This is a genomic window from Paenarthrobacter aurescens, assembly GCF_025421775.1.
In the GTDB taxonomy this organism is placed as follows: domain Bacteria; phylum Actinomycetota; class Actinomycetes; order Actinomycetales; family Micrococcaceae; genus Arthrobacter; species Arthrobacter aurescens_B.
Genome location: NZ_JAOEFX010000009.1, coordinates 227,234 through 238,135 on the forward strand (window position 1 = coordinate 227,234; position 10,902 = coordinate 238,135).

Genomic DNA, 10,902 nt, shown 5'->3' on the forward strand with positions numbered 1-10,902 from the left:
CTTCCTGTCCTTGCGGGACTGCTTCCGTGAATGCACTCCAGTCTACGCCGAGGGGAGTTCCATTGTGGGGTGCGCTCTGCGCGGAATCCTGTCCACATAAGCCCTGGTCCGGGTCTCGCAACGCAGGGGTGTGGCATAGGCTGAAGCCAGCAGTTCCCCGTGAAACGACCTGACTGCCAAGGAGAGGTGAAGATGCCCAAACGCCCCAACCCTGCGGTGAAGATCGCCCAGGAAACAGCCCACAACGCTGTGTTTGATGAGCAAGGCAACACCAAGCCCGGCGTACACAACGTGCTGCTAAGGGCGGTTGAAGTCCAGCGACCACTGGTCCTGGCCAACCTCCGCCGGCTCCAGCGCCGGCACCCTCACGACTCACCGGCGCAGCTTGCCGCGAAACTGGAGCGCCACTACCTGCTCGCCATCTCCGGTGGGGGTGCAGCGGTGGGTGCTACCGCCGTCGTGCCTGGTATTGGAACCGCAGCGTCGCTGGGACTTTCCGCGCTCGCCACGGTGGGGTTCCTCGAAACCACCGCGCTGTACGCATCGTCCTTGGCGGAACTTCATGGCATCCGCCTGACCGACCCCGTGCGCGCACAGACCATGGTCATGGCCATCATGCTGGGCGAGGAAGGCACCTCCATGCTCGGGGCGCTGAGTGGTCAGTCCTTGGGACGGGGCAAGGGAGTGACGAATGCGTGGGGCAGGACCCTCACCAAGAAGATCCCGGGCAGTGGATTCGGCGTGGTCCGGGACACCATCCAACGCGCCTTCCTGAAGAGCCTCGTGAAGCGGCAGGGATCGGCATTCCTCGGCCGTGCCCTTCCGTTCGGTGTGGGCGCCGTGGTGGGTGGTGCCGGCAACCTCATGATGGGCCGCGCCGTGGTTTCCACCGCCAAGGAAGCGTTCGGTCCGCTGCCTGACACCGTGCCTGGTGAGCTGCTCCCGGGGGCACCAAAAAACGATCTGACCAACCCAACGCTGGAAGGCGGTAACAGTGGACCTGAACGCTGACCTCGGGGAGTCTTTCGGCTCGTGGACCATGGGAGACGACGCCTCGATGTTCCGCATCGTGAGCAGCGCCAACGTTGCCTGCGGCTTCCACGCCGGCGATCCCCTGACCATGCTCGACAGCTGCCGCGCGGCCTTTGAACTGGATGTCCGCGTTGGCGCCCATGTGGGCTACCGGGACCTGGCGGGCTTCGGCCGGCGTTCCTTGGACATGACGTTCGACGAACTCTTCGGCGACGTGCTGTACCAACTGGGCGCCCTCGACGGCATGGCCCACGCAGTCGGGGCTTCCGTGGATTATGTGAAGCCACACGGGGCCCTTTACAACAGGATTGTCCGTGACGCAGAGCAGGCCGAGGCCGTGGTTGCCGCCGTCCACGCGTATGATCCCGGGCTGCCCGTCCTTGGGTTGCCGGGATCGGCGTGGTTGACACTCGCCGAGGAGTCCGGGCACCCCGTGTTCCGCGAAGCGTTCGTTGACCGGGCCTACCTGCCGGACGGCACGCTGGTACCCCGGACCCAGGAGGGGGCAGTTCTGCATGACCCCGCCGCCGTGGTGGCCCAGGCCGTACGGCTGGCAACACGCCAGGAAGTCCTGGCCATCGACGGAACAGTTGTGCCGGTGCAGGCCGACTCCCTGTGCATCCACGGGGATACGCCCGGGGCCGTGACCATGGCTGTCGCCGTTCGGGAAGGCCTTGACCAGGCCGGTGTGCAGATTGAAGCGTTCGCCTAGTTCCGGATTGCGGCGTTCTGAGAGGCTGGAGGCCTGATGGGTGCAGTTGTGGTGGCGCCGGGGTCAATGACCCTTGCCGTTGGTCCGGACCAGGTCCTGGACCGCGCGTCCATGCACCTGGCCAATGCCCTGCTGGGCAACCCGGACTCCGCACCCGGACTTGAGGTGCTGTTGGGCGGCCTCAAGCTGAGGTTCGTGACAGGTTCGGCTGTGGCAGTCACAGGTGCCGAGGGCGTGGTGACCCTCAACGGCTCCGAACTTCCGCTGAACAAAGCGGTCCGGGTGGCGCCAGGCTCAATGTTGGAGTTCGGCCCTGCGCTATTTGGGATTCGGTACTACATGGCTGTTCAGGGCGGCGTGGAAGTTCAGGCCGCACCGTTGCCCGCTGGAGGTGCCGTGGCGTTCGGGCGGCCCCACGGCCACGGCTTCCCGGAGGTCAAACACCCTGCCCGGCGTGCTTTGGACCCCGAACGTCCCGTGGTCGTCCGCGTTACGAACAGGCCTCAGGCCCGAAATTACGACGCCGGCACGTGGCTTCGGCTGACCAGCGAGCCATGGATTCTCTCACCGGAGTCGGACCGCGCCGGCGCACGGTTGTCGGGCCGTCCGCTCAAGGTTGGCCCCCAGCAGGACAGGGCCGCGACCCAGGCACCCCAACCACAACCGCTGGAATCAGGCTTGGTCCTCTTGCCGCCGTCGGGCCTTCCCGTCATAGCGCTGGCCGGCCATCCGGAAACTGCCGAGTCGCCAGCCATCGCACTGGTCCGGGACGAGGACCTGGACCTGATCGGCCAAGCACGGCCGGGGCAGATGGTGCATCTGCTGGGCTGATTCAGTCCTGGCCGCGAGCGGCAAGCCGCTGCATCTGCCAACCATGCACCTCGGGCAACCAATCCAAGGGGGCCGATGGGCCAACGCGGGGGTCGTCGGGTTCCCGGCCGTCCCGCAGCGCCTGCACGTATGCGCGATCCAGTTCGATCCGTGCCCGCAGCTGCCCGGCTCCTCCCACCGAGCCGTGACCGGGGATGACTGCAACAGCTTCGGTGGCAACCGTTTCGAACAGCCGCAGCGCTTCGAAGTAGTCCTCCAACGGATCCGCGGCCTGCAGGTCGAGGAATGGCATCAGAATGTCTGAGAGCATGTCGCCCGCAACCAGGACGCCGGACTCCTCGATCAGCAGCGCCGCATGGCCCGGGGCGTGAGCTTGATGCTCAAGCACGCGGACCGTGGGGCCATCCCAGGGGACCCGGGTAGTGTCGGCGGGCAGGCCCGTGATGAGTCCGAGCAGATCCATCGGGATCTCCTCGGCGTATTCCGGCGGCAGCCCCTCGGCTATCTGATCCTTCCAGTCCGCGCTGGACAGGACATCCCGGATGGAAGCCGCGCAGCGTGCTGTTCCGTAACGCGGCGGATCACCGAAATCCGGGTGCCACAGCACGTGATCCCAATCAGGGTGCGTGGAGAAGCCTGCCACGACCGGTTGGCCCAACCCGCGCAGGTCTTTCGCGATCTCCGCCATTTCAGTGACAGTGATGCCGGGGTCGATCAGCAACACGCCGTTCGGGCCCTGAACCACAGTGCATTGACTCTGGATGAATTCGCTCTCGTGAACCAGAACGCCGTCAGCGACTTGTTTCAGCATGGATATGCCTCCCGCTTGCACTACAACCTGGGGCCGACCCGGTGTCAGCCTTGGAGTTTCTGGGCCAGCATGACCAGGATTCCGCTGGGGCCGCGGAGATAGGTGAGTTTGTACACATCACCGTAGGTTGCCACACCGCGCAGGGGGTGGCATCCGTGCTTCGCCGCAATCTCAAGGGCTTGGTCGATGTCGTCCACCGAGAAGGCAACGCGGTGCATTCCGATCTCGTTGGGAAGGGTTGGGTTCGTTTCGATCGCGTCAGGGTGGATGTATTCGAAGAGCTCGAGTTGACCGTTGCCATCCGGTGTTTGGAGCACCGCAATTTTTGCGTGGTTGCCATCCAGCCCTACGGCGGTGTCTGCCCACTCACCGCTGACCGTGTCACGCCCCAGCACCGTGAGGCCGAGGTCCGTGAAGAAGGCGATCGTTTCGTCGAGATCCCGAACCGCGATACCAACGTTCTCAAGTTTGATAGGCATGCCGTTGAAGTTACCAAGGCAGGCCGGATAGCTCCAGTGCCCCGCGCTACCCAAACAGCAGATGCGCCACCGTGAAGATCGCCAACCCGGCCAGCGCGCCCACCACGGTTCCGTTGATGCGGATGTACTGGAGGTCCTTGCCCACCTGAAGCTCGATCTTCTGTGACGTCTCCTCGGCATCCCAGCGCGCCACGGTGTCCGAGATGACGCCGGCGATGTCCGAACGATAAGTGTTCACCAAGTACCCGGCAGCGTCGCCGATCCACGCGTTGACCTTGCCGGCCAGTTCGTCATCGTTAACCAGGCGCGCACCGAAATCGCGGACGGCGCTCTTGAAGCGCAGGCTCAGTTCGCTGTCGGGATCGTCGACGGCGTTGAGGAGCGCCGTCTTCACGGTTCCCCATGTTCGCGACGCAAGTTCGCGGACCTCCGGATCGCCCAGGATTTGCGCCTTGATGCTTTCGGCGCGCTCGATCATGGCGGGATCATGCTGCAGGTCCTGTGCCAGGTCCGTGAGGTATGCATCGATGGATTGGCGTACCTGGTGGTTCTGGTCCGCTTGAACGGCCCGGACAAATTTGGAAAGCTCCACGTGGACCCGGTCTCCCACCAGGCCATCCAGGAACGTCGGCACCCAGACCGGTGAGCGGTCCGAAACGAGCCGGTTCACCGTGGCGTGGTTTGCGTCCACCCAGTCGGCGGCGCGGTCAACCAACAGGTCAACCAGTGTGTGGTGATGCCCATCGGCGAAGATCCGTTCGGCCATCCGGCCCACGGGCGGTCCCCAAGGCGGGGTGAGCAGGTGCTTGCGGACCAAGCCTTCGATAACCGCCTGGACGTCGTCGTCGTTAAGGACGGTGAACGCACCGCGGATGATCGCCCCGCCTTCCTTGGCCACGCGTTCGGCCCCGCCCGGCGCCGACAACCACCGGCCGGCCTTGCGGGCAATGTCGATGCTCGCCAACTTGTCCTGCACAACCTCCTGGGACAGGAAGTTGCTCTCGACGAAGTCGCTGAGTGATTCGCCGATCTGGTCCTTGCGGCGGGGAATGATGGCCGTGTGCGGGATCTTAAGGCCCATGGGGTATTTGAACAGCGCCGTCACGGCGAACCAGTCGGCTAGGGCGCCCACCATGCCGCCCTCGGCTGCAGCCCGGACATATTCCAGCCACGGATACTGCTTCTGGAACGCAAATGCCACCGTAAAGATCACTGCCATCGCGATCAGCAGGGCCAGCGCCAACCGTTTCATGCGCTGAAGCGCGGCTGCTTTCTCCATGTCGCCAGCTGAGAGGCCGACGACGGCGGACCCGCCCCGCGCGGGTGCGGAACCTGTCGTCGACGTGGGCTGAGTGGGGTTGGTGACGTCTTCGGTTGGGATTTGTTCAGAGTTCACCTGCATTAGCCCAGCGTAGCCCCCGTACATGCAGCTGCGTGGGCTACCGTGTCTGCATGACTAGCGACGACTTCGCTCCAAGCCGGCCCAAGGTCTATGCCCATCGCGGCGCCAGCGCGGCCTTTGCCGAGCACACCCGTGCCGCATATCTGAAGGCCATTGCTGATGGTGCCGACGGTGTGGAATGCGATGTCCACCTGACCCGGGACCAGCATGTGGTGCTGCTGCACGACGCCAACCTGGACCGGACGTCCAACGGCACGGGTCCAGTCGCGGAGCACACCTTGGAAGAACTCCGGGCGCTGGATTTCTCCTCATGGAAGGGCGCACGCATCCCCGAGGCCTTTGGGGGAGTGTCGGATCAGTTCCTGACGTTGCCCGAATTGTTGGACATTCTGCGGGGAGCCGGCCGCGAGATTGGGCTGGCCATTGAGCTCAAGCACCCCAGTCCATACCAGCTCAAGCTCGAGGACAGCGTGTTGGCCCTGCTCGAAGCGGAAGGATGGACACCGGAGGAATCCCGGTTGGAGAACATCCGGATCTCCTTCATGAGCTTTGATACTGATTCCATTCAGCGCCTGCTCCGGAGCGTTCCCAAGGAATACATCTGCCAGCTGGTGGATGACTTCACGGTTAAGGAGCTCCGGCAGGAACTTGGTTTGGGCTTCCTGACGGGCGGTGCGTTGGCCAACGTCATGCGCGCCACGCAGCTTGAAGCCGAACGGGTCCTGGATGAAGGTGAAGTGTTGATTGCCGGCCCCGGAATTGAATACGTGAGGGAGCATGCACGGAACGTTCAGCGCTGGTTGGAGGCAGGCCGCATCTTCCGCGTGTGGACCGTTGATTCCGAAAAAGACGTCGCCCTGTGCCAAGGCCTCGGCATCCACGAGATCACCACGAATAAGCCGGCCCAGGTCCTGGCGCAGCTCTTGGTCTCCAACTAGGTAGCAGTTGAGGCCGTTTGAGATCCCAAACGGCCTCAACTGCTACTTACTTGGGTCGGGCTTTGGGGGTTTCCGCGCTTGTGATTGAGTGGTCTCATGTCATTTCGCTGGTCAGCACAAGCAACCCAAACCACTTCCGCAGTAGCTTTGAGCGCTCTGCTCCTGGCCAGCGCCGCGAAGCACTTCCGCACCCCAAAGTTCTACTACCCCGTTGTTCCGGACTACCTGTGCCGCAAGGATGAGCCGGGAAGCCGTCCCAATGGCCCCCTGGCAGTCATGTCCCGCGAGGAATGGGTTGCCTCTTCCGGGCTGCTTGAGGTGACTGCCGCCGTCGGGCTTCTTGTCCCGGCCACCCGGAGGGTTGCCGCGGATGCAACCACCGCGATGTTCACTGCATTCCTTGCCGGGCATATAGATGCACTTCGACGCGCGTACGGCCCCAACGGCACGGCGAACGAGCGGCGCATCCACACTGTTCGCCTGCCTCTTCAGATTCCCTTGATTCTGTGGTCGTGGAGTCTCCGGAAATGAGCACCAGTTCCGCTCCCATGAAACTCAGGGAGTCGCCGGCGTTCAAGATCGCAGTGTCGTTGAGTATCGCCACAGGTCTCTATGGTGTGTCATTCGGGGCGCTTGCCGTGGCGTCGGGGTTCGATTTCTGGCAGACGATGGTGTTGAGCCTCCTGCTGTTCAGCGGGGGATCGCAGTTCGCCTTCATCGGTGTCGTGGCGGGTGGCGGCTCCGGCATTGCAGCTATGACAGCAAGCGCCCTCCTGGGCCTTCGCAACGGAATTTACGGCATGCAGATCAATGCCATGCTGCGTCCCGGCGGATGGAAGCGATACGTTGCCGCCCATGTGACCATCGATGAATCCACGGCCACGGCGTCCGGTCAGTCCGATCCTGACGAGCAACGCCGCGGGTTCTGGACCGCGGGTATCGGCATATTCATTCTGTGGAATATCTTCACTGCCATCGGAGCCTTGGCCGGCGACGCCATGGGGGATCCCAAGCAGTGGGGCCTGGACGGAGCTGCCGTTGCAGCGTTCCTGGCCCTGTTGTGGCCGAGACTTAAGGGCCGCGAACCGTGGGCAATCGCCGCCGCCTGCGCACTGGCGACCATCCTGGCCGTCCCGTTCGTCCCGTCAGGCGTTCCTATCCTGGTGGCGGCGGTCGTGGCGGGCGTCATCGGCTGGTTCAGCCACGCGCGCATGGATGAAGGACTCGAACCTGACGTGGATCCTTACGCAGGGAAGCGCGGGCGCGAACACGGGGAAAAGAAATGAACCTCTGGCTTTGGATCCTTATCGCCAGCGCACTGGCGTATCTCACCAAGCTGGTGGGCTACTTCGTGCCGGCCAAGCTGCTGGAGAGCCCGCGGATCATGCACGTCGCCGGCACCATGACCATTGGCTTGCTGGCATCGCTGACGGTGGTGAATGCCGTTGCTTCAGGTCAGGGCCTGGTTCTCGACGCCCGCGTAGGCGCTTTGGTGGCTGCCGCCATTGCCCTGTGGCTTCGCGCGCCGTTCCTGGTTGTCGTGATCTCGGGCGCAGCAGCCGCAGCATTGCTGCGGCTGCTGGGTTGGGGCTAGCGGTACTGCTGGCCGTTGGGCTGCTGGACCGGCGGCTGGGCGTAGTTTTGCGGGTACGCCTGCGGGTACGCCGGCGGGTAGGCCTGCGGGTACGCGGGTGGGTAGGCCACGAACTGCCGCCCGGCTGCAGGTCCGAGGTACCGGGCGGAGCCGTAGGAGAGCATCGGCACGAAGACAACTGGCAGCAGGACCAGGCCAACCGTGTAGCCGGCGTCCTTTCCAAACGACTTGGCGAGGTCGTTCAATGACACGATGCCGAAGTAGATGCCGGCAAACGGGATGAAGAACAGCAGGTACCAGTACCAAGGACGGCCGGCGATCTCCAAGAGTTTAATGCCGTTGTAAACCGGCACGAACGCACCCCAGGCGGGGCGGCCGGCCTTGGTGAAGATTCCCATGTAGAGCACACCGACGATCGCGAAAACCACGGCGAAGTAGATCAGCATAAACAGCAGGACGAGGCCAGCCGTGGCAGCGGACCCGGCGCCGCTGGAAGAGTATGAGCTCAGGGGAATATTCATGCGCTCGACACTACGGTGGGTGGGGCCCACCCGCCATGGGCAGGACTCACCATCGGGTGCCGGGCAACCGGAGCCTAGAAGGGCTCGGTAAGTGTCACGCCCGGGATATCCGATTGCCCGGGAAGCGGCCGGGACGGGCGTTCTGTCCGGATGGCATCCTCGATCAAGGCCACGGGACGTTTCCAGGCCTGGGATCCCGGTTCCATGGTGTCCACTGCCCCAATCAGCATGGCCACGAGGCGGACCATATCTTCAATGGTGATGTCGCGGCGCAGGGAACCCTGGCCTTGGCCCCGTTCAAGCAAGGTGGCCATGGATCCGATAATGCCGCGGGTGATGCCGATCAGGAGGCCGCGCCGGCCCGCGACGGCGTCAAGCAGGTTCGCGTCGTCGCTGGCCACCTGCATCACGGCATCGATGACGTTGATGAGTCCTTCTGCGGCGTCCATGCCGTCGAGGGCGGCTGCGGCTACGGGGTCTACATGCTGGCGCAGCTGGCGCGACAGCGCGGCAAGGACCAGTTGCTCTTTGTCGGAGAAGTTGCGGAACAGCGTCGCAGGGCCAACTCCGGCGGTGGCGGCAATGGTCTGAAGGGGTACTTCGGGTCCGTGTTCCCGGAAGCACTGCCGGGCGGCGGTGATGATCTTGTCCACATTTCGTGCGGCGTCTGCCCTGAGGGGCTTGCGTTCAGAGGGCTGTTCCATGCTTGTCAGGTTAGCAACGGAGGGGTGCCGGCCCGTTGTTACGCGGGAGTACGTTGTTATATGACAAACCGGCACATGAAACACTGGATTTCATGTTGCTTGCATTCTCAGTCGCGCCTTCGGGCCAGCCCGCTTCCGCCGCCAACGGTGGACCCACTCCCGACGCTTCCGTGCACGACGCCGTCGCTGCGGCCGTAAAAGTCGTCCGTGAATCCGGCCTGCCCAACCAGACGGACTCCATGTTCACCACCATCGAGGGCGAATGGGACGAGGTCTTCGACGTCGTCAAACGCGCCACCGAGGCCGTGGGCCGCTACGGCAGCCGCGTCTCCCTGGTCATCAAGGCTGACATCCGCCCCGGCTACAGCGGCGAGCTGACCGGCAAGGTGGAGCGCCTGGAAGACGCCATTTCCGCCACGGAGTAGATCCTTCCCCCGGGATGCCGCGAGTGCCAGACTGGGGGCCATGATTGAACACGTGACCGAGCCCGGTTGGGTCGACGTCGAGCATTACCTGACTGACGTCGTCGTTCGTCCTGATCCTTCACATCAGCGTGCCCTGACGTCCGCCGTCGACGCCGGGATGCCTGCCATTGAGGTGGCGCCCAACGCGGGTAAGCTGCTGCGGATGCTCGTGCAAATGTCCGGGGCCAGGCGGGTCCTGGAGATCGGAACCCTGGCCGGGTTCAGCAGCATCTGGATGGCGCAGGGGCTGCCCGACGACGGCAGGATAGTTACGTGCGAATTCCTCCAGAAGCACGCGGACGTCGCGCGGGCGAACCTGGATGCGGCGGGTGTTGGGCACAAAGTGGACATCCGGGTGGGTGCTGCTTTGGACACCCTTCCCACCCTGGCGGGCCAGGATTCGTTTGACTTCGTCTTCATCGATGCGGACAAGGAGAACGACTCCAACTACCTCGACTGGGCCATCAGATTGGGTCACCCCGGCACGGTGATTGTGGTGGACAACGTCATCTGGGACGGTGCAATCCTTGAGCCCGGGCGGGACGAAGTCAACGCCCCCGGCATCGTGGCCATGTTGGGAAAGATGGGCCAGGATCCGCGCCTGGACGCCACAGCGATCCAGACCGTTGGCAGCAAGGGCTGGGACGGTTTCGCGATAGCCAGGGTGCGGTAGCGGATGGATTTCACACTTCGCCAGGCAACGGTGGACGACGCCGAAGCCATGGCCATCATGCACATCCAGTCCTGGCGCGAGAGCTATGGACGCCTGCTGCCCCAGGAGTTCTTCGCAAAGCAGGAGTCGGCGCTGCCTGATCGCATCGAACGGTACCGGGCATCGATCGCGGCCGGCCACGCCCGGATGCTGGCCCACGGACCCGACGGTGATCTTGTGGGGCTCGGGGCGGCCGGACCGGGAAGTGATGAGGACAGCCCGTGCGAGACGGAGCTTTTCATGCTCTACACCCTGGAACGTATCCATGGCCGCGGAGTCGGGCAGGCATTGGTGGACGCCTTGATCGGTGACGGCCCGGCTTATCTGTGGGTCCTCGACGACAACCCGCGGGCGCAGGCTTTTTACCGCCGCAACGGCTTCGTCCCGGATGGCAAGCGGCAGCTTTGCGACCCCTCGTGGTACTCGCTGCCAGAGCATCGGATGGTGCGCCCCGGAATGCGCGCGAGCTGTTCCCAGAGCTGACTCATGTCGATATGGTGATCACGGGCGGTGTCGATGAAGATCGCCCGGTGTGGAGTCAGGCGCCGATCATGCGGAGCCTGGGTACGCCATTCGATTCTCGGGAGGAAGCATGTCTAACCCAGAGCAGGATCCAAGCCAGGACGAAGGCCCCGCGGACGGTGGCGCGGCCGGCACCCCGGGCGTCCACGACGGCGGCGCTGATGGCGGTGCCGATGGGGG

Annotated in this window: 15 protein-coding genes; 10 read left to right on the forward strand and 5 right to left on the reverse strand. The window is 64.1% G+C overall.

All coding sequences use genetic code 11. The features are described from left to right. The first annotated feature begins 192 nt into the window (after positions 1–192). Genes N7568_RS18985 through N7568_RS18995 form a run of 3 tightly spaced genes read left to right on the forward strand, consistent with a single transcriptional unit; the run spans position 193 to position 2,575 of the window. Positions 193–1,011: a hypothetical protein gene (locus N7568_RS18985; protein ID WP_261611333.1), complete on the forward strand. Its 819-nt coding sequence runs from the start codon at positions 193–195 to the stop codon at positions 1,009–1,011. Further along, positions 995–1,744 (forward strand): LamB/YcsF family protein, encoded by a 750-nt coding sequence (locus N7568_RS18990; protein WP_261611334.1) that lies wholly within the window; start codon positions 995–997, stop codon positions 1,742–1,744. The genes N7568_RS18985 and N7568_RS18990 overlap by 17 nt, the downstream gene beginning before the upstream one ends. 36 nt (positions 1,745–1,780) lie before the next feature. Next, positions 1,781–2,575 carry a biotin-dependent carboxyltransferase family protein gene (locus N7568_RS18995; RefSeq protein ID WP_261611335.1) on the forward strand — a complete coding sequence of 265 codons (795 nt, stop codon included), beginning with the start codon at positions 1,781–1,783 and terminating at the stop codon, positions 2,573–2,575. Position 2,576: 1 nt separating this feature from the next. On the opposite strand, the gene N7568_RS19000 is transcribed toward N7568_RS18995, so the two are convergent. From N7568_RS19000 to N7568_RS19010, 3 genes are read right to left on the reverse strand one after another with little or no spacing between them, the layout of a single operon-like run. After that, positions 2,577–3,386, reverse strand: coding sequence for an MBL fold metallo-hydrolase (locus tag N7568_RS19000; RefSeq protein ID WP_261611336.1), 810 nt, complete (start codon positions 3,384–3,386; stop codon positions 2,577–2,579). Positions 3,387–3,430: 44 nt separating this feature from the next. Continuing rightward, positions 3,431–3,865 carry a VOC family protein gene (locus N7568_RS19005; protein WP_261611337.1) on the reverse strand — a complete coding sequence of 145 codons (435 nt, stop codon included), beginning with the start codon at positions 3,863–3,865 and terminating at the stop codon, positions 3,431–3,433. Between the two features lie 46 nt (positions 3,866–3,911). Then, positions 3,912–5,267, reverse strand: a complete 1,356-nt coding sequence (locus tag N7568_RS19010) for a DUF445 domain-containing protein (RefSeq protein ID WP_261611338.1) — start codon at positions 5,265–5,267, stop codon at positions 3,912–3,914. Between the two features lie 50 nt (positions 5,268–5,317). Between N7568_RS19010 and N7568_RS19015 the strand changes: the two genes are divergently transcribed. The 4 genes from N7568_RS19015 to N7568_RS19030 all read left to right on the forward strand — a co-directional run bounded on the left by N7568_RS19015 (position 5,318) and on the right by N7568_RS19030 (position 7,799). Then, positions 5,318–6,205 carry a glycerophosphodiester phosphodiesterase gene (locus N7568_RS19015; protein WP_261611339.1) on the forward strand — a complete coding sequence of 296 codons (888 nt, stop codon included), beginning with the start codon at positions 5,318–5,320 and terminating at the stop codon, positions 6,203–6,205. Positions 6,206–6,301: 96 nt separating this feature from the next. Continuing rightward, entirely contained in the window at positions 6,302–6,736 is a 435-nt protein-coding gene (locus N7568_RS19020; protein ID WP_261611340.1) for a DoxX family protein, read from the forward strand. Next, positions 6,733–7,491 carry an AzlC family ABC transporter permease gene (locus N7568_RS19025; protein ID WP_261611341.1) on the forward strand — a complete coding sequence of 253 codons (759 nt, stop codon included), beginning with the start codon at positions 6,733–6,735 and terminating at the stop codon, positions 7,489–7,491. Before N7568_RS19020 ends, N7568_RS19025 begins: the two co-directional genes overlap by 4 nt. Continuing rightward, entirely contained in the window at positions 7,488–7,799 is a 312-nt protein-coding gene (locus N7568_RS19030) for an AzlD domain-containing protein (protein WP_261611342.1), read from the forward strand. The genes N7568_RS19025 and N7568_RS19030 overlap by 4 nt, the downstream gene beginning before the upstream one ends. Here N7568_RS19030 and N7568_RS19035 read toward each other — a convergent pair. After that, positions 7,796–8,320: a DUF5684 domain-containing protein gene (locus N7568_RS19035; protein WP_261611343.1), complete on the reverse strand. Its 525-nt coding sequence runs from the start codon at positions 8,318–8,320 to the stop codon at positions 7,796–7,798. The genes N7568_RS19030 and N7568_RS19035 overlap by 4 nt on opposite strands. A 74-nt stretch (positions 8,321–8,394) precedes the next feature. Further along, positions 8,395–9,024 (reverse strand): TetR/AcrR family transcriptional regulator, encoded by a 630-nt coding sequence (locus tag N7568_RS19040; protein WP_261611344.1) that lies wholly within the window; start codon positions 9,022–9,024, stop codon positions 8,395–8,397. 92 nt (positions 9,025–9,116) lie between these two features. On the opposite strand from N7568_RS19040, the gene N7568_RS19045 reads away from it, so the two are divergent. The 3 genes from N7568_RS19045 to N7568_RS19055 are packed head-to-tail and all read left to right on the forward strand — an operon-like array spanning position 9,117 to position 10,683. Beyond that, positions 9,117–9,449 carry a thiamine-binding protein gene (locus tag N7568_RS19045; RefSeq protein ID WP_261611345.1) on the forward strand — a complete coding sequence of 111 codons (333 nt, stop codon included), beginning with the start codon at positions 9,117–9,119 and terminating at the stop codon, positions 9,447–9,449. Between the two features lie 40 nt (positions 9,450–9,489). Continuing rightward, entirely contained in the window at positions 9,490–10,161 is a 672-nt protein-coding gene (locus N7568_RS19050; RefSeq protein WP_261611346.1) for an O-methyltransferase, read from the forward strand. Positions 10,162–10,164: 3 nt separating this feature from the next. Continuing rightward, a complete protein-coding gene (locus tag N7568_RS19055) occupies positions 10,165–10,683 on the forward strand; it encodes a GNAT family N-acetyltransferase (RefSeq protein WP_261611347.1) in 519 nt (172 codons plus the stop codon). Positions 10,684–10,902 lie beyond the last annotated feature (219 nt).